Below are 21,854 nucleotides of genomic sequence, written 5' to 3'. Positions count from 1 at the left end.
CTAGGCCACTTCCGGCGGAAGCATAAGCTTGGCGCCCGGGATGGCGTTGAGCAGTGCCTTCGTGTAATCCTGCCGGGGCGATTCGAAGACCTCGTCCGTGGAACCGGTCTCCACCAGGCGCCCCTTCTCCATCACGCAGACGTGGTCGGCGATCTGCCGGACCACCGCCAGGTCATGGGTGATGAAGAGGTAGGTCAAACCCAGGTTGGACTGGAGGTCCGCCAGCAGGTTCAGCACCTGTGCCTGCACCAGCACGTCCAGGGCAGACACGGCTTCGTCACAGATGATGACTTCCGGGTCCAGGGCCAGCGCACGGGCAATGGCAACACGCTGCCGCTGCCCGCCGGAGAGCTCGTTCGGGTACCGCTGCATGGCGGACTGCGGCAGCGCCACCTGGTCCAGCAGTTCCCGGACCTTCTTCTCCCGGCTGGCTTTGTCGCCAATCTTGTGGACCCGCAGCGGTTCCTCAATGGTCCGGAAGATGTTGTACATCGGGTCCAGCGAACCGTAGGGATCCTGGAAGATGGGCTGGACACGGCGCCGGAACTTAAACAGATCCGACGGCTTCAAAAGGGAAGTGTCGACGCCGTCGAACAGGATCCTGCCCTCGGTGGGCTTCTCCAGCTGGAGCACCATCTTGGCCACGGTGGACTTGCCGGAACCCGACTCCCCCACAATCGCCGTGGTGGTCCCCCGCTTGACGTCGAAGCTGACGCCGTCCACCGCGGCGAAGTCCGACGCTTTGCCCAGGCCCTGGCGGAGCTTGTACACCTTCCGCAGGTCCTGGATCTGCAGGACGTTGTCCGCCGCTGCGGGTTCGGCGGCAGGGGCCAGCAGGTCCGCAGCCTCCACGCCTTGTTCCTTGGCGGCCTGGATCCTGCGGCTGGCCAGGGACGGTGCGGACTCCACGAGCCTCCTGGTGTAAGGGTGCCGGGGGTTCCGCAGCAGTTCCAGGGAAGGGCCTGCTTCCACAACCCGGCCCTGGTACATCACCACTACCTTGTCGGCCCGTTCGGCTGCCAGCCCCAGGTCATGGGTGATCAGCAGCACCGAGGTGCCCAGCTCGGTGGTCATGGTGTCCAGGTGGTCCAGGATCTGCCGCTGCACCGTGACGTCCAGGGCGGAGGTGGGCTCGTCCGCGATCAGCAGCCGCGGCTGGCAGGAGAGCCCGATGGCGATCAGGGCGCGCTGCCGCATGCCGCCGGAGAACTCGTGCGGGTACTGGTTGGCGCGCCGGTGGGCGTCCGGGAGGCCCGCCTCGGCGAGTACCTTCGCAACGTCATCCGGGCCGCTGGGCTGGCCGTTGGCACGCAGTGTTTCCCGGACCTGGTAACCGATCTTCCACACCGGGTTCAGGTTGGACATCGGGTCCTGCGGCACCATGCCGATGGTGTTGCCGCGAAGCTCGATCATGCGCTTTTCGGAGGCATGGGCGATGTCTTCACCGTCCAGCAGGATCTGGCCGCCGGAAACCCGGCCGTTGCCGGGAAGGAGGCCGATGGCCGCCAACGCGGTAGTGGACTTGCCGGAGCCCGACTCCCCCACAATCGCCACGGTCTCGCCCGGCATGATGGTCAAGTGTGCATCACGGACCGCCTGAACTTCCCCGCCGCTGGTCTTGAAGGTAATAGCGAGGTCGCGGATCTCCAGCAGCGGCGTGATCCCCGTGGTGCCGGCCTCCGCGATGCGTATTTCAGGAGTTGTCATCTCGTTGTCTCTCATCGCTGGCGGCTCTTCGGATCAAGGGCATCGCGCACCGCGTCGCCCAGCATGATGAAGCTGAGCACCGTGATGGACAGTGCCGCGGCCGGGAACAGCATGATTTCCGGCCTGGTTCGGATGGATGCCTGGGCCCCGGCGATGTCATTGCCCCAGGACATAATGCTCTGCGGCAGGCCGATGCCCAGGAAGGACAGCGTTGCCTCGGCGACAATGAAGACACCCAGTTCCAGAGTTGCCAGGACAATGATCGGCGCCAGGGCGTTCGGCAGCACATGCCGGACCAGCGCGCCGAACCTGGAGACGCCCAGTGAACGGGCCGCGGTGACGAAGTCCGAGTTGCGGACTTCGATGACGGCACCGCGGGTGATGCGGGCCATCTGCGGCCACGCGAGGAGCGAGATCACAAAGACCACGGTCCAGACGCTTTTGTTCTCGCGGAAAAACGGCAGCTGGGTGATAACCAGCGCGCCGAGGATCAGCGGCAGGGCAAAGAAGATGTCGCCCAGGCGGGCCAGTACGGCATCGATCCAGCCACCGTAGTAGCCGGCGAGGGCACCGAAGGTGACGCCGATGACCAGCACGCACAGCACCGAGAGGATACCGACGGACAGGGACGCCTGGGTGCCGTGGATGACGCGGGAGTAGATGTCGCAGCCCTGGAACGTGAAGCCGAAGGGGTGCCCGGCCGTGGGGCCGCCCTCCGAATTGGCGAGTTCGCAGCCTTCGTTGGGGGCAACGGAGGTGAACAGGCCGGGGAACAATGCCACCACGGTCAGGGCCAGGATGAGCAGCGCCGAGATGATGAACAGCGGACGACGGCGGAGCTTGCGCCACGCGTCCGACCACAGGCTGAGAGGCGCCTGGTCAGTCTTGACGGCGTCTGTTGCCAACAGCGGGGTTTCCTCGATGGGCGCCACGAAGTGGCTGTTATTACTGGTCATAGCGGATCCTCGGGTCAAGCCAGGCGTACAGGAGATCAACAAGCAGGTTGGCTACCACGAACACCAGCACCAGCACGCTGACGATGGAGACGATGGTGGGTCCTTCACTGCGGAGGACTGCCTGGTAGAGCTTGTTGCCCACGCCGGGAACATTGAAGATGCCTTCGGTGACGATGGCGCCGCCCATGAGGCCGCCAAGGTTGGCGCCGAGGTAGGTCACCACGGGGATCAGGGAGTTGCGCAGGATGTGCGCCAGAACCACCCGCGGCCGCGAGAGGCCCTTGGCGGTGGCGGTCCGGACGTAGTCTGCGTTCATGTTTTCGCTGACCGAAGTACGGGTCAGGCGGAGCACGTAGGCGAAGGACACGAGTCCCAAAACCACTGCAGGCAGCAGCAGGCTGACCCAGTCGGCATTGGCGCCGACCGTCGGTTTCGCCCATCCCAGCTGCACGCCGAAGACGAGCTGGAACACGAAACCGAGGACGAACGTGGGAACTGCGATGACCACGAGGGACGCCACGAGGACAGTGGAGTCAAACCAGCCGCCGCGGCGCAGGCCGGCGAAAACGCCGAAGGCCACGCCGAACACTGCCTGGATGGCCAGCGCTTCAATCGCCAGCATGGCGGTCACGGGGAACACCCGGGCCAGGGCGGTGGCGATGGGCTGGCCCGTGAAGTCGTTGCCCAGGTTGAAAGTGAAGAGGTTTTTCAGGAACAGCCCGTACTGGACCCAGAAGGGTTCGTCGAGGTGGTACTGGCTGCGCAGGGTGTCGATAACAGCCTGGGGAGGCTGGCGCTCACCGAACAGCGCCGCGATGGGGTCGCCGGGAAGGGCGAACACCATGTAATAGACCAAAAGGGTGGTGCCGAGGAAAACAGGGATCACCTGTAGGAGCCGGCGCAGAATGAAGCGGACCACGGGATCACCAGCCTTCCGGTTGGGAAGAATGCAGGTTCATTGGTGCCTTCCTGCCGTTGCAAGCCAATGGGGGCCCGGCCGTGACCGGACCCCCAAAGTGCCTGGCGGCAAGTTAGATCTGGGACTACTTGGCAGTGATGTTGTAGTAGAGAATGCTGCCGTTCCAGCCGGTTTCGGCCTTCACGACGTTATTGCTCCATACAATCGGGCGTGCCTGATCCCAGAGCGGCAGGCCCGGGAGGTCTTCGAAGAGGACTTCCTGTGCCTGGTTGAACTTGTCGTTTGCCTCGTCAGTGCTCTTGGCTGCAAGGCCTTCCTTGAGGAGCTTGTCGAACTCGGGGTTGGAGTACTTCTCGTAGTTGGAGGAAGCATTCGTGGCCCAGACCGGTCCGAGGAAGTTGTAGAGCGACGGGTAGTCACCCTGCCAGCCGGCGCGGGTCAGTCCGGGGAGGGACTGGGACTTGCGCAGGTTCAGCACTTCGGCAAACTTGGCGAAGGGCTGAATTTCAGCCTGGATGCCGAGGTTGTTCTTGAAGCCGTTGGCAACAGCGTCGATCCATTCCTTGTTGCCGCCGTCGGTGTTGGAGGCAATCTGGAGCGGCTTGGAGTTGTCGTAAGGCTGCAGCTTCTCAGCCTGGGCCCACAGGTCCTTGGCCTTGGCGGCGTCGAACGTGAGGATTTCGCTGCCCTTGAGGCCTTCTTCGAAGCCTTCGATGACCGGCGGGACGAAGGCCTTGGCCGGGGTACGGGTTCCGTTGAAGACCACCTTGGCGATTTCCTCGCGGTTGATGGCGTAGGAAAGGGCCTGGCGGCGCAGCTTGCCGGCTTCACCCTGGAAGTTCGGGTTGTACGGCGGGATGTTCAGCGTGGAGTTGGTGGCAACAGGCTTGGTGGCGTTGCGGTCCGGGAAGTCCGCAACGTAGGTCTTCAGCGCGTTGGACGGCAGGACATCCGTGACATCAAGGTTGTCGGACTGCAGGTCGGTGTATGCCGGGCCCGGATCCGTGTAGAACTTGAAGGTCACTCCGCCGTTTTTGGCCGCGCGGGGACCGCTGTAGTCAGGGTTCTTCACGAGGGCGATGGACTGGTCGTGTGCCCAGGCGCCCTCTTTCTCGAACTTGTACGGGCCGTTGCCCACCGGGTTCTCGCCGAAGGACTTCGGGTCGGCCAGTGCGGCCGAGGGGAGCGGGAAGAATGCGGAGTAACCGAGGCGCAGCGACCAGTCAGCCTCGGGCTGTGCCAGCTTTACCGTGATGGTGGAGTCGTCGGTGGCGACCAGGCCGGACATCGTTTCGGCGGTGGGCGCCGGAGTGGTGGTGGTCTTGCCGTCGGCCGACTTCTCGGTGGTTACTGCCGACACTTCCTCGTAGCCTGCAATGGATTCGAAGAAGAAGCCGTTGTTCTGCAGGTTCTTCGAGTTGGCCGCGAAGTTCCAGGAGTCAACGAACGTCTTGGCGGTGATCGCTTCGCCATTGGTGAATTTGGTGCCCTGCTTGACCTTGATGGTCCAGTTCTGGGCGTCGGCAGACTCGATGGATTCTGCCAGCGCGTTGACGGGCTTGCCGTCGGCGTCGTAGGTCCGCAGGCCTTCGAAGAGGAGCTCGACCACACGGCCGCCATAAACTTCATTGGTGTTTGCCGGCAGCAACGGGTTCTGTGGTTCGTTGCTGTAAGCGGTGATGACCTTGTTCGGGTCGCCGGCAGATTCGCTGGCACCGTCATTGCTGCCGCCTCCAGCGCCGCAGCCGGTCAGGGCAAGCGCGGCGATTGCCACGATGCCCAGTGCTTTGGAAGTGCGCGTAAAACGCATTCCGCCTCCTATGAGTTGTGGGAGAAAACGAGGGGAATCTTTGTGCTTCCCCGCAGGCGAGACCCAGCGATGGACTGTGACGCAACCTACATATACGAGTAGCCTAACTGCACGAAGTCCAGATACTGGTACTCCGTTGCCAAACCGTGACCGGCCCACTCCGGGGACTTAGCCGGTAAACGGAAGTTGTGCAAGTCACATGCTACTCGCCGGTAGACTTATCGGCGAATCGAAAGTGTGAAGCCCGCCACGGCGGCGCGTAAAGCGGTTGCCGCAGTCTTAGGCCACGCGCCAGTCCCAGACGTTCCACCACACGCCAAGCGGTCCCGGACTTGGCTTCACCCCGGTGACACGGGCGCTGTACGCCGTGGTTCCGACGGTCTGGTAGAGGGGAAGACCGTAGGCGTTCTCCCACAACTGTTTGTCGATGTCAGCCAGCAGTTCGTCCTGTTTGGCCAGGTCAGTGGTGCCGGTCAGCTGTTCCATCGCTTTGTCTGCATCGCCGTCGGAGAATCCGTTGAAGTTGCTGCCCGCACCTGTGCGGAAGATCTGCGGAACACGGCTGACGCCCACACCGGTGCCGATCCAGCCCAGTAAAGCTGCATCATAGCCGCCGCCTCCGAGGGCCTTCGCCCAGTCGGCGTTCCCTTGCCCGGCGTCCACCACCTGGAACCCGGCCAGCGCTGCGGAGTCCCGGATCAGGGCAAAAGCCCTGGCCCGGTTGGGATTGTCGCGGTTGTACAGGATGCGGATGGTGGGGGTTTGGCCGTCCAGGAGCGTTTTCGCGCCGTCGATGTCAATCTCTGAATAATCCCCGGAGCCGTTGTTCTTCACGGTGTCCTCGTACTTGGGCTGTCCCGGGAGGAACACATGCGAGTCCAGGGGTTTGGCGTCCGGCAGCAGGTCGCCTACAACAGCGTCAACAATGGCTTGCCGCGGCACTGCCTTGAGGAACGCCTTACGGACGTCCTCGTCCGCGAAGGTACCGGAAAAGTTCAGGTCCAGATGGTCATAGCCGGATTGGCTGTAGCGGTCCACGGTGTGGCCCTGCCCGGCCAGCCCCGCCAGGAGGCTGTCCGTTTCGGCGGAGGGCTGGGGCGAAATGATGTCGGCCTGCCCGTTCCGAAGGGCATCCACAGCGGCAGGAACATTGCCGGTGAACCGGACGTTGATTTCGTCCAGCCAGGGCTCCTGGCCCCAGGTGTAGTCCCGGTTGCGGACCAGCCTCATGGAAGATTCGGGGACGATGTCCCGGACGATATAAGGTCCGCTGGAGAGATAAACCGACGGGTCCGCAGGAAGTGATTTGGTGTCGAACCCGGAGTTCCAGAAGTCACTCACCAGCTTCAGGGCAGTGTTGACTGCGGGCTTCTCCACGTCGCCGCGGGGTGAATCATTGATCAGGTCGATGAGGTCTTCCTCATCATTCAGGCCGCTTTTTGCGGCCACCACGTGGGCCGGCAGGCCGACGTCGAAGGCCACCTCCCAGTCAGCGTACGGTACGGCGTACTCGAGGGTGATCGAGCGCCCGTCCTCCCCCAGCTCAGGGAGGACGGTGCCTGCGAGGCCGCTGGTGTCAGAGGCAGTGGAGAAGTACGTGGTTCCTGTTCCGGCCATGGGATCGGCGTCGTTGAAATAGCCTGAACCGGCGGCCCAGCTCAACAGGAGGTCGCCGCCGTCGATCGCCTCGCCGTCGGACCATTTCACGCCCTCGTTGACCGTGTACTTCACTTTCAACGGAATGTCGGAGACCTTTTCGAACCGCCCGAACTTTTCGTTCCGCACCACTTTGGAGGCATCGTCAAGATAGTAGAAACCCGAATGGGTGATGGAGGCGATCTTGGAGTTGATGTCGGTGTTGCCGTCAGTGCTGTAGGGATTGAACGACGAGAATGCGTTGACTTCGGCAACGGTGACGCTGCCGCCGCGTTTGGCCTCCCCCACCACAACCGGCGTGGTGCCGCCACCACCGCCCGAGCAGCCCGAAAGCACCAGGGCAGCAGCTGCCACCGCGGTGATGAACTGCATCAGACGCCTGACCGGCATGCCGCCTCCTTGTTTTGCTTTGCCCGGGCGGTCCGGCCCAAATCACCGGGAGCACGCCTCTCTAGTCAGGATAAGGTCCCCCGGCGAACCCACCAGAAGTTGAAGCGGACGTACCCTACGTACCCGCCACCTGCAGTGGCGAAACACTCAAACGTTGAAGCGGAATTCCACCACGTCGCCGTCTGCCATCACGTATTCCTTGCCTTCGATCCTGACCTTGCCCCGGGATTTGGCCTCGGCCATGGACCCGGCTTCGATGAGGTCGTCGAAAGAGACCACTTCGGCCTTGATGAACCCGCGCTGGAAGTCGCTGTGGATGACGCCTGCGGCCTGGGGAGCCGTGTCGCCGCGGTGGATGGTCCAAGCGCGTGCTTCCTTGGGACCGGCAGTGAGGTAGGTCTGCAGCCCCAGGGTGTGGAAGCCGACCCGTGCCAGCTGATCCAGCCCGGATTCGTCCTGGCCGTTCATCTCCAGCATTTCGCGGGCTTCTTCCTCGTCCAGTTCCACGAGGTCGGCCTCCAGTTTGGCATCCAGGAAGATGCAGTCGGCCGGGGCCACGAGGGCCCGCAGCTCGTCCTGCTTTTCCGGGCTGCCCAGGATCCCTTCATCGGCATTGAAGACGTAAATGAAAGGCTTGGCCGTGAGCAGGCTGAGCTCTTTGAGGTGCTCCATCTCGAGCTTGTCGCTCTTAATGGACGAGAAGATGGTGTCGCCGCGCTCGAGCACTTTCTGCGCTGCCAGGATGGCGTTCAGCTCCGCTGCCTCGCGCTTTTTGATCTTGACTTCTTTTTCGATGCGCGGGATGGCTTTTTCAATGGTCTGCAGGTCCGCGAGGATCAGTTCGGTGTTAATGGTCTCCATGTCCGACCGGGGATCCACCTTGCCGTCAACGTGGATCACGTCGGGGTCATCGAAGACTCGCACCACCTGGGCGATGGCCTCCGCTTCGCGGATGTTGGCCAGGAACTGGTTTCCCAGCCCCTCGCCCTCGCTGGCGCCCTTGACGATGCCGGCGATGTCCACAAAGGACACGGCTGCGGGCAGGACGCGCTGGGACCCGAAGAGTTCGCCGAGCTGCTGGAGCCGCGGATCCGGCAGGCTGACAACGCCCACGTTGGGCTCGATGGTGGCGAACGGGTAGTTCGCTGCCAGCACCTGGTTGCGGGTCAGTGCGTTGAAGAGGGTTGATTTGCCGACGTTGGGCAGTCCGACGATGCCAATAGTAAGAGCCACGAGCATTGATTCTACCCGCAGCGGGCATCCTGCCGGTTCGCGGCGGCAGCCTGAAATGTCGCTTCCGCAAAATGTCACAGCCCCGTGCGACAGTGGGCACATGGATGCATTCGCGTTGATTCTGGCTTTGTTCATGCTGTTACTGGGCGCCCTCGCGGGCGCTGCGGCCACCTGGTTTGCGCTGCGGAAAAACAGCCGTGCCGTGGAGGAGGACTTCGATGCAGTCTCGTCCCGGCTTTCGGAGGTCAGTGCACAGTTCGCAGCAGCCGACGCCGAACGGCGCCTTTTGGCGGCACAGAACCGGGAGCTGGGCGAATCGCGGTCCCAGGACGGCAGCGTGCTGCGTGCCCTTGCGCCCGTGGCGGAGAAACTGACTGCAGTCCAGCAGCAGGTGGCCCTGCTGGAGCGCGACCGGCTGGAACAGTACGGCCAGCTCGCCCAGCAGCTGCAGGAAGCACGGCTCTCGGACGAGCAGCTGATCCGCTCCACCCATGCCCTGGAATCCGCCCTGCGGTCCAACAGTGCCCGCGGCCAGTGGGGCGAGGTCCAGCTGCGGCGCGTGGTGGAGGCCTCCGGAATGCTGCGCCATGTGGATTTTATCGAACAGGTCCACAGCAGTGGCAGCGAGTCGTCCGTGCGTCCAGACCTGGTAGTGCAGCTTCCCGGCGACAAGCAGCTGGTGGTCGATGCCAAGGTCCCACTGTCCTCTTACCTCGAGGCCCAGGAACTGGGGACGCAGGATTCCCGGACAGGCCTGTCCGGTGCAGTTTCCGGCCCCGGGCACCGCTCGCAGCAAACGCTCCTGGCCGCGCACGCCAAGGCGTTGCGGGCCCACGTGGACGCGCTGGGCAATAAGAAGTACTGGGACATCCCGGGCAACTCCCCGGAGCTGGTGATCTGCTTTATCCCGGCCGAGTCCATCCTCGCGGCAGCACTGACAGCCGACGCCGAACTCCTGGACCATGCCCTGTCCCGGAACGTGGTCCTGGCCTCACCCAGCACCCTGCTTGCCGTGCTGAAGTCCGTTGCCTTCACCTGGCGGCAGGACGTCCTGACGGACAGTGCCCGCGAACTGTTTGAGCTCGCCCGGCAGCTGTACGACCGGATGGGAACCCTGGGCGAGAACGTCAGCAAGCTGGGGTCCTCGCTGAAGACCTCCGTGGACCGCTACAACTCAATGGTGGGCACGCTGGAAGCCCGGATCCTGCCCACGGCACGCAAACTGAACACCCTTGAGGAATCCGGGTTGGCCACACCCCCCGTGGTGGAGGTGACGCCGCGGGCGCTGGCTGCCCCGGAACTTCAAAGCGAGGACGAGGCCGCCTAAAAAGCGCCCAGTAAAAGCGCAAAGCAAAAGGAGCGGGCCCGGCAGCAACAGCTGCCGGGCCCGCTCCTACAACTTGTTCAGCTGCCGTGTCAGCTCCGGGATTTACGGCCGCCCAGGGCGCGGCTGACGTCGCCGGCCTGCTTGAGCGTGGCCCGGAGCTCCTTGGGCAGTGAGAAAAGGAGGTCCTCTTCGGCTGTGACCACTTCCTCCACGGTGCCGTAGCCGTAGTCTGCCAGGAGCCGCAGCACGTCCTGGACCAGCACCTCGGGAACCGAGGCCCCGGAGGTGACGCCCACGGTTGCGACGCCCTCAAACCAGGACTCATCGACTTCATTGGCGAAATCGACCCGGTAGGAGGCCTTCGCCCCGTATTCGAGGGCCACCTCCACCAGCCGCACCGAGTTCGAGGAGTTGGCCGAGCCCACCACGATCACCAGGTCCGCCTGCGGCGAGATTTTTTTGATGGCCACCTGGCGGTTGGTGGTGGCGTAGCAGATGTCGTCGCTGGGCGGATCCTGCAGGGTGGGGAACCGGTCCTTCAGCAGCCGGACGGTCTCCATGGTTTCGTCAACGCTCAGGGTTGTCTGTGAAAGCCAGATGACTTTCTCCGGGTCCCGCACTGTCACCTTGTCCACTTCGTGCGGACCATTGATGATCTGGATGTGTTCCGGAGCCTCGCCTGAAGTGCCTTCAACTTCTTCGTGGCCGTCGTGGCCGATCAGCAGGATGTCGAAGTCGTCCTTGGCGAACCGGACGGCTTCCTTGTGCACCTTCGTGACCAGCGGGCAGGTGGCATCAATGGTGCGCAGGCCGCGGTCTTCGGCTGACTGGACCACGGCAGGCGATACACCGTGGGCTGAAAAAATCACCAGGGCGCCTTCGGGCACTTCGTCCGTTTCGTCGACGAAGATGGCACCCTTTTCCTCGAGCGAGCTCACCACATGGACGTTGTGCACAATCTGCTTGCGCACGTACACCGGCGGGCCGTAGTGTTCCAGGGCCTTCTCGACCGCGATGACGGCGCGGTCCACGCCGGCACAGTATCCACGAGGAGCAGCGAGCAGCACCTTCTTGGTTCCGGATACGGGTGCTGCAGCAGCTACTTCCTCAGGAGAGCGGCGCCTACGCGGAATGGTGGGCATCGAAAGGGAAACAGCTGAGGGGGTCATTACTCCATGCTACCGGTTTGCCCGCGCCCGGCTTCGCGGTATGAGCCCCGCCACAACCCCCACCAGCACCAGTACTCCGCCCGTGATTGCCGTGGCCACTGTCCAGCCCTGGAAGTCGGCCGAGGCGGCGGCAACGAACGCATCCCTGAACATGTTGGCCACCTCGCTTCCGCTGTCCCTGGCCAGCACGGCGGCCGAGGCCAGCTGCGAGCCCACCGCCCAGACGGCGGCCAGCACCAGGGCACCAGCCCCGGCGCCCACGAGCACGGTCCAGCGCCGGCGGGCCGCCACCAGGGCCAGAAGCAAGGCCACCACCGCTCCCCCGGCCATTAGGTAGCCGGCCGGGGCGTAGGTGCGCAAGCGTTCCGTCCATTCCTTCTGCTCCGGCTGTCCGACATTGATCAGAGTCTGGTCCGGAGGGTCGAGGGGAAGCCTGGTGGTGCGGGAAATCTCTTCAGCGCCCAGGGCCACCAGCGGCGCCACGTCGAGGGTCAGGGATGAGGCAGATGCCGTTTCACCGGCTTCTGCTTCCGGCGCCGCGAAACTGAGGCGGTGGCTTCTCCGCAGCGTCTCTTCCCAAGCCGCCGGGTAGCCGGGAAGGCCGGTCATGGATCCGGCCGCGCCCTCAAGCGCAGGCCGCACCAGGTCCTCGAGGAACCCGGGAACAGCACTGGTATCGATTGTTCCCACCGCCGCCGCGGCGAGGCCCTGCTGGAACTCCGCGTCAGTTCCCAGCGGAGCGGCCAGCTCGACAAAACCCTGCTCCTGGACGATGTTACGGTCGAGCCAGATGGCAGGGACCGCCACGGCGGCAAGCAGTATGGCCAGCAGGGTGGCGAGGGCGGAAACAAAAGTGCGCACAGCAGATCCTTCGGGTCGACGGCGGTCAACCCATCCTAGGCGGGCATGGTGGCCGGATACTGTCAGTCCCGGATGGTAGAGCTTATGGATATGGTTGAATGACCGCGGCACAACAAGACGAAGGACCCCATGCCCTCAGCTCCAGCCCCGCAAGGGAGCCCGCATGTCTGAACAGGCTTCGCTTCCCGTGCCCGGCCAGCAAGTGGCTGAGCCCACCACCCTTCCGGCGACTGCAGCGGAAACCAGCCCCGACAACCCGTGGCCCCTCCAGCTGCTGTCGCAGAAACTGAAGGCCCACATCGACCGGACGCCGTCAGCCTGGGTTGAAGGGCAGGTTATTGAACTGAACCGGCGCGGCAGCAACGCGTACCTCACCCTGCGCGATGTGGACGCCGAAGTGTCCCTCCCCGCTTCCGTCTGGACCAAGGTGCTGGAGCGCCAAAACCTGCCCCTGGAACGCGGGTCCCGGGTAGTGGCCCTGCTGAAGCCTGAGTTCTGGCTGAAGACCGGACGGCTCAACATGCTGGTCCGGGACATCCGTCCGGTGGGCCTGGGTGACCTGCTCGCCAGGATCGAGCGGCTGCGCCAGGCGCTCTCGGCCGAGGGGCTCTTCGCCGACTCACGCAAGAAAGCGTTGCCCCTGCTGCCCCACCGCATCGGCCTCATCACCGGACGGGACTCGGACGCCAAAAAGGATATCCTCCGGAACGCCGCCCTGCGCTGGCCCGCCGTCGAGTTCGAAATCCGGGAAGTGGCCGTCCAGGGGAATACCGCCGTAGCCCAGGTGGTGCGTGCCCTGCGGGAGCTGGACGCCCGCCCCGAAGTGGACGTTATTGTCATCGCCCGCGGCGGTGGAGCCCTCGAAGACCTCCTGCCGTTCAACAGCGAGGAACTGGTCCGCGCCGTAGCTGCCGCGGCCACTCCGGTGGTGAGCGCCATCGGCCACGAGGCGGACCGGCCGCTGCTCGACGACGTCGCCGACCTTCGCGCTTCCACCCCCACTGACGCGGCCAAGCGGATCGTGCCGGAAGTTTCGGAGGAGCTGGCCGGCGTGCGCCAGGCCAGGGAGCAGCTGCGCCGGTGCATGGAGCGCCTGGTGGACAGGGAGGCAGACCGCCTGGCGTCCCTGCATTCACGGCCGGTACTGGCCGCCCCGGAAGGACTGGTGACTGTCCGTTCCGAAGAGATCGAACGGCTGCTCCGCCGGTCCTCCGCCGCGGTGAGTTCCACAGTGGTCCGTGCCGCGGACCAACTCGGGCACCTCAAAGCCCAGGTCCGCGCCCTGTCACCGCAGAAAACCCTTGACCGGGGATACGCCGTCGTTGAACTTGCCGATCCCCGGGCAGCGGGCGCCAACAGCGCAGGTCACGCCGTGGTGCGCCGCCCGGCGGAGGCTCCCGCCGGGACGTCCTTATCCGTCCGCGTCGCGGAAGGCCGGTTCGGCGCAACGTCCACCGGGACGCTTGAACCCGCGGGAACACTTCACCAGCATCAACCGGAAACCGGAGAACCACATGACTGAGCCAACGCCAGCAAACGACGTCGCCGCGCTGAGCTATGAGGAAGCCCGCGAGCAGCTCATCGCCGTGGTGGGCAGGCTCGAAGCGGGAGGCGCGAGCCTGGAGGAATCCCTCGCATTGTGGGAGCGGGGCGAGGCACTGGCAACGCGCTGCGAGGAATGGCTGGAAGGTGCACGAAAGCGGCTGGCCGCCGCCCGCGACCAGCCCATGTAGAAACAGCCTGCCTGAAAGGCTACGCCTGCAAACCTCAGGACCGGAGGATCAGCTCCCGCTCCGTGTTGACGTCGAACTCGGCCTTGGGCCACTCAAGGTCCAGGCCGGCAAGGGCGCCCAGCAGCAGCCGCTGCACGGCGATCCGCGCGTACCACTTCTTGTTGGCCGGGACCACGTGCCAGGGCGCATCAGGAGTGCTGGTTTCATCGATGGCAGCCTGGTAGGCATTCATGTAGTCCTCCCAGAACGCCCGTTCGTCCAGGTCGCCCCGGTTGTATTTCCAGTGCTTCGCCGGATTGTCGAGGCGGGCCAGCAGCCGGGCTTTTTGTTCCTCCCCGCTGATGTAGAGCATGACCTTCACCACTTTGGTCCCGGAGTCGATGAGCCTGGCCTCGAACTCGTTGATGGCAACGTACCGGCGCTTGATCTCGTCAGGACTGGCCCAGCCGTGGACCCGGTGGATCAGCACGTCCTCGTAGTGGGACCGGTCAAAAACTCCCACCATGCCGGCGGCCGGCACTTCCTTCTCGATCCGCCAGAGGAAATCGTAGGACTTCTCCTCGTCGGTGGGAGCCTTGAACGCCTTGAACTGGACGCCCTGCGGATCCATGGCTGCCATAACATGCTTGACGATGCCGCCCTTGCCGGCGGTGTCCATGGCCTGGAGGATCAGCAGGATCCGCTTGCGGCCGCCGAACCGGGCCTCGGCGAACAGCTTTTCCTGCAGTTCGGCAAGCTCGTCATCCATGGTGGCGAGTAACGCCTTGCCGTCCTCTTTGCCTCCGCTGTAGCCCGGAGTGGCGTCGGGATCCACGTCAGCGAGCGAGAACCCCTCCCCTGCCCGAAGGGTCTCTGAGGGGTGCTTGTCGAACTGGACTGCGCCGGCCATGGGGAATCCTTTCCGCGAAGGTTCACGGGTCGAAAAGCGCCCGTGAACCACAGGCTAGTTCCCCTGATACCTGCTTAGGAAGTCCCCCATCCGCCCCACTGCCTCTTCAATGTCCTTGACGTTGGGCAGCGTGACCATGCGGAAGTGGTCCGGACGCACCCAGTTGAAGGCGCGGCCGTGTGACACCAGGATCTTCTGTTCCCGAAGGAGGTCAAGGACAAACTTCTCGTCGTCCCTGATGTGGTAGACCTCCGGGTCCAGCCGCGGGAAGAGGTACAGCGCGCCTCTCGCCTGCTGGGTGCTGACGCCCGGGATGGCGTTGAGCATGTCGTAGGCTTTGTTGCGCTGCTCCAGCAACCGCCCGCCCGGCAGGATCAGGTCGTTGATGCTCTGGTAGCCGCCCAGCGCCGTCTGGATGGCGTGCTGGGCCGGGACATTGGCGCACAGCCTCATGTTTGCCAGGAGGCTGATGCCCTCGAGGTAGTCGGCAGCGTCCTTCTTCGGTCCGGAAATGGCCATCCAGCCCGCGCGGTAACCGCACACGCGGTATGCCTTGGACAGGCCGCTGAAGGTGAGGCAAAGGACGTGGTCGCCGGTGAGGCCGGCCACGTTCACGTGCACGGCGTCCTCGTAGAGAATCTTTTCGTAGATCTCGTCGGCGAAGATCACCAGGCCGTGCTTCTCGGCAAGGGCCACGATCTTCCGCAGCGTCTCTTCCGGATAAACAGCGCCGGTGGGGTTGTTCGGGTTGATGACCACGATCCCCTTGGTGCGGGGGGTGATCTTGGCTTCCAGGTCCTCAAGGTCAGGCTGCCAGCCGGATTCCTCGTCGCAGAGATAGTGCACGGGCTTACCGCTGGCGAGCGCCACGGACGCGGTCCACAGCGGGTAGTCCGGCGTGGGGATAAGGACTTCGTCGCCGTCGTCGAGGAGCGCCATCAGGGACATGGTGATGAGTTCGCTGACGCCGTTGCCCAGGTAGATATCGTCCACGTGGATGTTCTGGATGCCGCGGGTCTGGTAGTACTGCGAGACGGCGGTACGCGCGGAGAAGATGCCCCGGGAGTCGCTGTAGCCCTGGGCGTGCGGGAGGTGGCGGATCATGTCCACCAAAATGGCGTCGGGCGCCTCGAAGCCGAAGGGAGCAGGGTTGCCGATGTTCAGCTTGAGGATCCGGTGGCCCTCCGCCTCCATCTGCTGGGCGGCCTGGAGAATCGGTCCACGGATGTCATAAAGGACGTTGTGAAGCTTCGTGGACTGCTTGAATTCTGCCATTCCTCAAATATGCCACAGTGAGGATGTACTTCCGGTGAGACCTCAGCCACACACGCCGGTGCCGCGTCCGGCGGCACTGCGGGCCCCGGTTCTTCCCGGAAAGCAGTACGACGGCGGCTGCCGGACTTCGCAAGTCCGGCAGCCGCCGTCGTACTGGCAATGCAGGGTATTCCTACTTAACTATGCCCTTGTCCTTGAGCCAGGCCTCGGCCGCTTCCTTGGCACCCTGTTTCTGGCTGCCGCTGACGGCCCGGTTGAGGTTGATCAGGTCATCGGTGGTGAGGATCCTGGACACGGAATTAAGGGCTTCCTTCGCCTTGTCCGTCATCTTGGCCTCGTTGTAGAGCGGGATGACCTGCTGGGCGATGAAGTTGTTCTTCGGGTCCTCCAGCACCACGAGGTCGTTGTCGGCGATGGAGGGTGTGGTGGTGTAGATGTCCGCTACCTGCACCTGGTCCTCGAGCAGGGCCTTGAGCGTCACCGGACCGCCGCCGTCGCTGAAGGGTTCGAGCTTCTTGGGCTCGCAGTTGTAGTTCTCTTTCAAGCCCGGCAGGCCGTAGGTGCGCTCGGCGAAGGTGGCCGGTGCGCCCACTACGATCTCGCTGCAGACCTTTGCCAGGTCCTCGATGGACTTCAGCTGGTACTTTTCGGCCGTGGCCTTGGTGACCACCATGGCGTCCTTGTTTTCGGCCTTGGCTGCATCGAGCACGGCAAGGCCGTCGGGCAGCTTGTCCGGGATGGCCTTGGCGATCTCGTCCGCCGCGATCTCGGTGGCTTCCTTGTCCACGTGCAGCAGCAGGTTGCCGGTGTAGTCCGGTACCACGTCCACCGAACCGTCCTGGACCGCCTTGAAGTACACCTCACGGGAGCCGATGTTCGGCTTGGTGGTTGCAGTAACGCCCGCGGCGTTCAGCGCCCCGGCGTACAGTTCGGCGATGATCTGGCTTTCCGGGAAATCGGCTGACCCGACCACCAGTGAGGTGGCTCCTCCGGATGCGGTGCCGCTGGTGGCCGGGGCGTTACTCAGTGGATCGGACGATCCACCGCAGGCGGAGAGCACCACGGCCAGGCCAAGTCCAGCGGCCAGCCCGCCGAACGTGCGCCTGCCAAGGCCTTGGGGTCGGCTTTCTTTCATGATTTACCTCCTTGTGCCACAGCCTCCGCCGGGACGGGGTCTGTGCGATCGACCGCGGCCTGCTGGCCGCGGAGGGACTGCTTAGAGGGTCCTGGGGTCAGGAACAGCCTCTGGACAACGGACAGGACAAGGTCGACGGCGATGGCCAGCACGGCGATGAGCAGCGAGCCGCCCAGCATCTGCGGGAAGTCGCTCAGGATGAGCCCGTCGAAGAGGTAGCGGCCCAGTCCGCCCAGGTTGATGTACGCCACCACGGAGACGGTGGCAATCACCTGCAGCACGCCGGTGCGGAAACCGCCGAACATCACCGTCAGCGCGTTGGGCAGTTCGGCCCGGAACAGGACCTGCAGCTCGGTCATTCCCATAGCGCGGGCGGCATCCACAACGTTGCGGTCCACGCTCGAGATCCCGGCGTAGGTGCCTGCCAGCAGGGGCGGCACGGTGAGGATCACCAGGGCCCACACCGGCGGCATCAGCCCGATTCCGGCCAGCAGGACAAACAGCGTGAGCAGGCCAAGGGTGGGCAGGGCCCTCAGGGCACCCGCTATGGCCACCACCGCCACCCTGCCCCTGCCGGTGTGCCCCACATACAGCCCCACCGGGATGGCGATGGCGGAAGCGATCAGCATCACCAGGCCCGTGTACTGGAGGTGTTCGGCCAGCCGCGCGGGAATACCGGCGCTTCCGGCCCAGTGTGCGGGTTCGGCCAGCCAGGCGAAGGTGTCCGTGAAAACGTTGCTCATGCGTTTCCGCCTCCGGTCTTAGGCTCGGCCAGCCGCAGGGCCGCGTCAGCTGCGTCTGCTGTGGTGTCGATACCCTGCGTCCTACCCCGCCGGCCAGCCCGTTCCCACGGGGTGAGGATCCGCTCGAGCAGCACCAGGATGGCGTCCATCACCAGGGCCAGAACCAGGATGGCCACAATGCCCACCACCACTTCGGTCACAAAGTCCCGCTGCAGGCCGTCGGTGAAGAGCATGCCCAGGTTGCCAACACCCAGCAGTGCGGCCACGCTGACCAACGAGATGTTGCTGACCGATACCACCCGCAGCCCGGCGAACATCACGGGCAGGGACAGCGGCAGGTCCACCTGCAGGAACCGGACCAGTGGTTTGTAGCCCATGGCGACGGCGGCCTGGCTGACGTCCTTGTCCACCGAATCGAAGGCGTCCAGGGCTGCGCGGACAAGAAGGGCCACCGCATAGACGGTCAGGGCCACCACCACATTGAGCGGATCCAGGATCCGGGTGCCGAGGATGGTGGGCAGGATAATAAAGAGGGCCAGCGAGGGAATCGTGTAGAGCAGCGAGGACGCCGTGAGCACCACGGAGCGGAGCACCTGATGGCGGCGGGCCAGCTGGGCAAGCGGGATGGAGATCACCAGCCCCAGGACCATGGGCACCAGTGCGAGCACCAGATGCTGGCCGGCCCGCTCCAGCACCATGCCGCTGTTCGCCAGGAACCAATCCATCAGAGCGCAGCCTGCCGGACCTGGCGCGCCTCTTCGATGAGGGCGAGGACTTCGCCGCCCCTGACGACGCCGAGCACCCTGCCGTCGGCGTCCACGGCAACGCCCAGGCCCGACGGCGAGGACAGGGCAGCGTCCAGTGCGCGGCGCAGGCTCTCCCCCGGCCGGAACAATGATCCGCCCGGAATGATGCCGGTGCCGTTGCCGGGCCCGGTCCAACCCAGTGGCCTTCCTGCCTCATCCACCACGAGCTGCCAGCCGGCGCCCGGTTCGGACTCGAAGGAACCGCCGGCGGCCCGGACCAGTGTTGGCACCTGGTGTACGGCGACGCCGTCGGACGGTGTGAATCCCAGGTGGCGGAAGCCCCGGTCCCGCCCCACGAAGGAAGCCACAAAATCGTTCGCCGGCGCCCGCAGGATCTCCTCCGCCGTGGCGTACTGTGCCAGCTTTCCGCCGGTGGCAAAGACGGCCACCTTGTCGCCCAGCACTGTGGCCTCATCGATGTCATGGGTGACAAAAACGATGGTCTTGGCCAGGTCCTTCTGCAGCCGCAGGAGCTCCTGCTGAAGTTCATCGCGGACCACCGGGTCCACCGCACTGAAGGGTTCGTCCATCAGCAGGACCGGCGGATCGGCGGCGAGGGCCCGGGCCACACCCACGCGCTGCTGCTGGCCGCCGGAGAGCTGCGAGGGGTAGCGCTTGCCCAGGGCGCTGGCGAGGCCTACGACGTCGAGCAGTTCCTGCGCGCGTTTGCGGGCCTCGGACTTCGGGACTCCGTTGAGCCTGGGCACGGTGGCAATGTTGTCCAGGACCGAGCGGTGCGGCAGGAGGCCGGAGGACTGCATCACGTAGCCCATCGAGCGGCGCAGTTCGGGCGCCGGCACGGAGGTGACGTCCTTGCCGTCCACGGTGATGACACCCGAGGTGGGCTCGACCATCCGGTTGATCATGCGCAGTGAGGTGGTTTTTCCGCAGCCGGAAGGCCCCACAAACACGGTGATGGAACCCTGGCTGATGGACATGGTGAGCCGGTCCACGGCCGGCTGCCCGCCCTGGTATTGCTTGGTGACGCTCTGAAACTCGATCATGGCCTGGTCCATGGCGCGGGCTTACCTGTTCTGTTGGACGGCTTCGAAAAGCAACGCAAATTTGTCACAGCACGCTGATAGTTACGGTAGCCCAAACCGGAGCGGGCAACACCTGCAGCACACCCCATTTCCGGCAAAGGAATCCCTACTGTAATCATTCGGGGCCGACGCGGGGCTGGATGGGGCCGACATTGGATCACACGTGGTTCACGCTGCCCGGCCGCCGTACCGCAGGATGCCAACCCGGCCTAGAGTGGGGAAGTGACCAACTTGGAAGTGTCCCCCCAGCAGGAAGTCTGTCCGCCCGCGAGCCCCGAAGGGAATTCCGGCCCCTGCCTGCAGTTGTGGCCGGAACGCGAAGTGCCGCTGGGCGGTGTGCGGGCCATGAACGTGCAGCGGACGCTGCCCCAGCGCAGTCTGCCCACCATCGGGGCGTGGTGTTTCCTGGACAGCTTCGGCCCGGACCGCACGGCCATGTCGGTGCTTCCGCATCCGCATATCGGGCTGCAGACCGTGACTTGGCCGCTGGCCGGCACCATCCGCCACCGGGACAGCGTGGGAAGCGACGTGGTGGTCCGTCCCGGCGAACTGAACATTATGACGGCCGGGCACGGGGTGTCCCATTCCGAGTTTGCCGTGCTTCCGCCCGACGGCAGCCTGCCGCTGCAGCGGGGGCTCCAGTTGTGGGTGGCCCTGCCGGATGGGCAACGGCACCGGCAGCCTGGCTTCGAGCAGCACCGCGACCTTCCCAGGCTGGCCGGCGACGGCTTTACCGCCACAGTGATGGTGGGGGAACTGGGCGGTGTGGTCTCGCCGGCAACGATGTACTCGCCCATCGTGGGCGCGGATGTCTCCTGCGGGGGCAGCGCTGTGCTCCCGCTGAATGAGCACTTTGAGCATGGCATCCTGGTGCTCGACGGCGGCCTGGCGGTGGACGGGCAGGACATCCCGCCGGGACCGCTGGGCTACCTGGGTATCGGCCGCCGGGAACTGCGGGTTGAGGCGTTGCCGGGCACGCGGTTCCTCCTGATCGGCGGCGAGCCCCTCCAGGAAGAGCTGCTGATGTGGTGGAACTTCGTGGGCCGCACGCACGAGGAAGTGGAGCAGGCGCGGGATGAGTGGGAAGCCCAGGCCGCCATGTCCAACGGCAAGGCCGCGGCGGCACGTTACGGGCTGGTCCCCGGGCATGGCCCTGACGCCGGCGCCGAGGCCGGCCGGATTCCTGCTCCGCCGCTGCCCGCCGTACGCCTCACCCCGCGGAAGCGGGCTGTGTAGGTCTTCAGGCCTGTTCGGCCAGCAGCTGCAGCACGCCGAAGACCGGTTCCCGCTCCAGGACCCGGACGTCAGTCACTCCGGCTTCCGCCAGGTGCCGGCGGAAAGCATCCTGCAGGGGTGGCACGTTCATGCCCAGCCCGCCGCCCAGGATCACCGGGCCGTGGATGCCCAGTTGCCGGAGCACCTGCAGTGCCAGCGCGGCGAGGTCCTTGCCTGCTTGTTCCAGCATGCCCTGGCTTTCTGCATGGCCCGCCGCTGCCGCTTCCACCACATGCCGGGCCTGCTGGGCCCAGAAGCGGCGGCCGGTCTGCGGGGAATGGAACAGCGCAATCAGCAGGTTGGGATCGTCCACGCCGCAGGACTGCAGCAGGGCGGCGCTGAGCTGGTCAACCGGAAGTCCCTGGTTCATCCGCCGCAGGCTGTGCCGCACCGTTTCGCGCCCCAGCCAGTAGCCGCTGCCTTCGTCCCCCAGAAGGTATCCCCAGCCGCCTGCCCGGGCCTCGCCGTCGTCGGCGTTCCTGCCCCACGCCGCTGACCCGGTACCGGCAATCACAGCCACACCGGTGGCGGCATGGCCGGCAGCGAGCAGCAGCCGGGAATCATGCACCACCGTGATCTGCGCGCCTGGCACATGCGGTTCAATCAGCGCAGCGAGGGCCGCCGCGTCCTCCTCCGTATCGATGCCGCCGGAGCCGGCGTAGACGTGGGACACCCCTGCGCCGCCGATCCGCTCAAACAGGCTGGCCAGGTTGCGCGCCGCCTCATCGCGGGTGACGTTTTGAACGTTCGAACTGCCCGCCGATTCATCCGCCACCGGGATTCCGTCCTCGAACCGGATGCCGTGCGTCTTGGTCCCGCCGATATCCAGCCCGATGACCACGCCGCGGGGCGCATTAAGGGGCGGGGTCAGGGCATCGGCGGGCAGGGCGCTGTGCTTCTCGGTGTTCGTCACGTCACAAGATTACT

19 protein-coding genes are annotated in these 21,854 nt (G+C 65.0%); 4 read left to right on the top strand and 15 right to left on the bottom strand.

From position 1 onward, the window contains the following. From ARTSIC4J27_RS06675 to ychF, 6 genes are all read right to left on the bottom strand, one after another. The gene (locus ARTSIC4J27_RS06675; protein ID WP_050054433.1) at positions 1-1,707 is read right to left on the bottom strand and encodes a dipeptide ABC transporter ATP-binding protein; all 1,707 of its coding nucleotides are present in this window, start codon (positions 1,705-1,707) and stop codon (positions 1-3) included. An 11-nt stretch (positions 1,708-1,718) separates the two neighbouring features. After that, positions 1,719-2,663, bottom strand: a complete 945-nt coding sequence (locus tag ARTSIC4J27_RS06670) for an ABC transporter permease (RefSeq protein ID WP_050054432.1) — start codon at positions 2,661-2,663, stop codon at positions 1,719-1,721. Continuing rightward, positions 2,653-3,582, bottom strand: coding sequence for an ABC transporter permease (locus ARTSIC4J27_RS06665; protein ID WP_050054431.1), 930 nt, complete (start codon positions 3,580-3,582; stop codon positions 2,653-2,655). Before ARTSIC4J27_RS06665 ends, ARTSIC4J27_RS06670 begins: the two co-directional genes overlap by 11 nt. A gap of 124 nt (positions 3,583-3,706) precedes the next feature. Then, a complete protein-coding gene (locus tag ARTSIC4J27_RS06660; protein WP_050054430.1) occupies positions 3,707-5,392 on the bottom strand; it encodes a peptide ABC transporter substrate-binding protein in 1,686 nt (561 codons plus the stop codon). A 279-nt stretch (positions 5,393-5,671) separates the two neighbouring features. Next, on the bottom strand, positions 5,672-7,438 hold the full coding sequence (locus ARTSIC4J27_RS06655) for an ABC transporter family substrate-binding protein (protein WP_050054429.1): 1,767 nt from the start codon (positions 7,436-7,438) through the stop codon (positions 5,672-5,674). Positions 7,439-7,585: 147 nt separating this feature from the next. After that, positions 7,586-8,671, bottom strand: a complete 1,086-nt coding sequence (gene ychF, locus ARTSIC4J27_RS06650) for a redox-regulated ATPase YchF (RefSeq protein WP_050054497.1) — start codon at positions 8,669-8,671, stop codon at positions 7,586-7,588. A gap of 100 nt (positions 8,672-8,771) precedes the next feature. On the opposite strand from ychF, the gene ARTSIC4J27_RS06645 reads away from it, so the two are divergent. Continuing rightward, positions 8,772-9,998, top strand: a complete 1,227-nt coding sequence (locus ARTSIC4J27_RS06645) for a DNA recombination protein RmuC (protein ID WP_050054428.1) — start codon at positions 8,772-8,774, stop codon at positions 9,996-9,998. An 89-nt stretch (positions 9,999-10,087) separates the two neighbouring features. On the opposite strand, the gene ARTSIC4J27_RS06640 is transcribed toward ARTSIC4J27_RS06645, so the two are convergent. Both ARTSIC4J27_RS06640 and ARTSIC4J27_RS06635 read right to left on the bottom strand, forming a co-directional pair. Next, the gene (locus ARTSIC4J27_RS06640) at positions 10,088-11,167 is read right to left on the bottom strand and encodes a 4-hydroxy-3-methylbut-2-enyl diphosphate reductase (protein WP_050054427.1); all 1,080 of its coding nucleotides are present in this window, start codon (positions 11,165-11,167) and stop codon (positions 10,088-10,090) included. Positions 11,168-11,176: 9 nt separating this feature from the next. Beyond that, a complete protein-coding gene (locus ARTSIC4J27_RS06635) occupies positions 11,177-12,028 on the bottom strand; it encodes a hypothetical protein (RefSeq protein WP_050054426.1) in 852 nt (283 codons plus the stop codon). Positions 12,029-12,191: 163 nt separating this feature from the next. Here ARTSIC4J27_RS06635 and xseA point away from each other — a divergent pair, with 163 nt between their 5' ends. Together xseA and ARTSIC4J27_RS06625 are read left to right on the top strand one after the other, a co-directional pair. Then, on the top strand, positions 12,192-13,550 hold the full coding sequence (xseA, locus tag ARTSIC4J27_RS06630; protein ID WP_050054425.1) for an exodeoxyribonuclease VII large subunit: 1,359 nt from the start codon (positions 12,192-12,194) through the stop codon (positions 13,548-13,550). Beyond that, a complete protein-coding gene (locus tag ARTSIC4J27_RS06625) occupies positions 13,543-13,761 on the top strand; it encodes an exodeoxyribonuclease VII small subunit (protein WP_050054424.1) in 219 nt (72 codons plus the stop codon). Before xseA ends, ARTSIC4J27_RS06625 begins: the two co-directional genes overlap by 8 nt. Before the next feature lie 34 nt (positions 13,762-13,795). On the opposite strand, the gene ARTSIC4J27_RS06620 is transcribed toward ARTSIC4J27_RS06625, so the two are convergent. The 6 genes from ARTSIC4J27_RS06620 to ARTSIC4J27_RS06595 form a co-directional block, all read right to left on the bottom strand. Then, positions 13,796-14,650, bottom strand: coding sequence for a PPK2 family polyphosphate kinase (locus tag ARTSIC4J27_RS06620; protein WP_050054423.1), 855 nt, complete (start codon positions 14,648-14,650; stop codon positions 13,796-13,798). Positions 14,651-14,704: 54 nt separating this feature from the next. Next, positions 14,705-15,925 (bottom strand): pyridoxal phosphate-dependent aminotransferase, encoded by a 1,221-nt coding sequence (locus ARTSIC4J27_RS06615; protein WP_050054422.1) that lies wholly within the window; start codon positions 15,923-15,925, stop codon positions 14,705-14,707. A gap of 172 nt (positions 15,926-16,097) precedes the next feature. Further along, the gene (locus ARTSIC4J27_RS06610) at positions 16,098-17,060 is read right to left on the bottom strand and encodes an ABC transporter substrate-binding protein (protein ID WP_050054421.1); all 963 of its coding nucleotides are present in this window, start codon (positions 17,058-17,060) and stop codon (positions 16,098-16,100) included. Next, positions 17,057-17,803: an ABC transporter permease gene (locus ARTSIC4J27_RS06605; protein WP_050054420.1), complete on the bottom strand. Its 747-nt coding sequence runs from the start codon at positions 17,801-17,803 to the stop codon at positions 17,057-17,059. The genes ARTSIC4J27_RS06610 and ARTSIC4J27_RS06605 overlap by 4 nt, the downstream gene beginning before the upstream one ends. After that, positions 17,800-18,528, bottom strand: a complete 729-nt coding sequence (locus tag ARTSIC4J27_RS06600) for an ABC transporter permease (protein WP_050054419.1) — start codon at positions 18,526-18,528, stop codon at positions 17,800-17,802. The genes ARTSIC4J27_RS06605 and ARTSIC4J27_RS06600 overlap by 4 nt, the downstream gene beginning before the upstream one ends. Next, positions 18,528-19,625 (bottom strand): ABC transporter ATP-binding protein, encoded by a 1,098-nt coding sequence (locus ARTSIC4J27_RS06595; protein ID WP_050054418.1) that lies wholly within the window; start codon positions 19,623-19,625, stop codon positions 18,528-18,530. Before ARTSIC4J27_RS06595 ends, ARTSIC4J27_RS06600 begins: the two co-directional genes overlap by 1 nt. Positions 19,626-19,874: 249 nt before the next feature. Between ARTSIC4J27_RS06595 and ARTSIC4J27_RS06590 the strand changes: the two genes are divergently transcribed. Continuing rightward, positions 19,875-20,888: a pirin family protein gene (locus tag ARTSIC4J27_RS06590; RefSeq protein WP_050054417.1), complete on the top strand. Its 1,014-nt coding sequence runs from the start codon at positions 19,875-19,877 to the stop codon at positions 20,886-20,888. Positions 20,889-20,892: 4 nt separating this feature from the next. On the opposite strand, the gene ARTSIC4J27_RS06585 is transcribed toward ARTSIC4J27_RS06590, so the two are convergent. Then, complete coding sequence (locus ARTSIC4J27_RS06585; RefSeq protein WP_050054416.1) at positions 20,893-21,840, bottom strand: N-acetylglucosamine kinase; 948 nt, start codon at positions 21,838-21,840, stop codon at positions 20,893-20,895. Between the last annotated feature and the right edge of the window lie 14 nt (positions 21,841-21,854).

It is taken from the genome of Pseudarthrobacter siccitolerans (genome assembly GCF_001046895.1).
In the GTDB taxonomy this organism is placed as follows: domain Bacteria; phylum Actinomycetota; class Actinomycetes; order Actinomycetales; family Micrococcaceae; genus Arthrobacter; species Arthrobacter siccitolerans.
This window is presented reverse-complemented; position numbering and strand designations above follow the sequence as displayed.

Excerpts from the sequence above, each read along its gene's own strand:
- ARTSIC4J27_RS06675 (WP_050054433.1), bottom strand. The coding sequence starts at position 1,707 with ATGACAACTCCTGAAATACGCATCGCGGAGGCCGGCACCACGGGGATC.
- ARTSIC4J27_RS06670 (WP_050054432.1), bottom strand. The coding sequence starts at position 2,663 with ATGACCAGTAATAACAGCCACTTCGTGGCGCCCATCGAGGAAACCCCG.
- ARTSIC4J27_RS06660 (WP_050054430.1), bottom strand. The coding sequence starts at position 5,392 with ATGCGTTTTACGCGCACTTCCAAAGCACTGGGCATCGTGGCAATCGCC.
- ARTSIC4J27_RS06655 (WP_050054429.1), bottom strand. The coding sequence starts at position 7,438 with ATGCCGGTCAGGCGTCTGATGCAGTTCATCACCGCGGTGGCAGCTGCT.
- ARTSIC4J27_RS06645 (WP_050054428.1), top strand. The coding sequence starts at position 8,772 with ATGGATGCATTCGCGTTGATTCTGGCTTTGTTCATGCTGTTACTGGGC.
- ARTSIC4J27_RS06640 (WP_050054427.1), bottom strand. The coding sequence starts at position 11,167 with ATGACCCCCTCAGCTGTTTCCCTTTCGATGCCCACCATTCCGCGTAGG.
- xseA (WP_050054425.1), top strand. The coding sequence starts at position 12,192 with ATGTCTGAACAGGCTTCGCTTCCCGTGCCCGGCCAGCAAGTGGCTGAG.
- ARTSIC4J27_RS06625 (WP_050054424.1), top strand. The coding sequence starts at position 13,543 with ATGACTGAGCCAACGCCAGCAAACGACGTCGCCGCGCTGAGCTATGAG.
- ARTSIC4J27_RS06620 (WP_050054423.1), bottom strand. The coding sequence starts at position 14,650 with ATGGCCGGCGCAGTCCAGTTCGACAAGCACCCCTCAGAGACCCTTCGG.
- ARTSIC4J27_RS06615 (WP_050054422.1), bottom strand. The coding sequence starts at position 15,925 with ATGGCAGAATTCAAGCAGTCCACGAAGCTTCACAACGTCCTTTATGAC.
- ARTSIC4J27_RS06610 (WP_050054421.1), bottom strand. The coding sequence starts at position 17,060 with ATGAAAGAAAGCCGACCCCAAGGCCTTGGCAGGCGCACGTTCGGCGGG.
- ARTSIC4J27_RS06605 (WP_050054420.1), bottom strand. The coding sequence starts at position 17,803 with ATGAGCAACGTTTTCACGGACACCTTCGCCTGGCTGGCCGAACCCGCA.
- ARTSIC4J27_RS06600 (WP_050054419.1), bottom strand. The coding sequence starts at position 18,528 with ATGGATTGGTTCCTGGCGAACAGCGGCATGGTGCTGGAGCGGGCCGGC.
- ARTSIC4J27_RS06595 (WP_050054418.1), bottom strand. The coding sequence starts at position 19,625 with ATGGACCAGGCCATGATCGAGTTTCAGAGCGTCACCAAGCAATACCAG.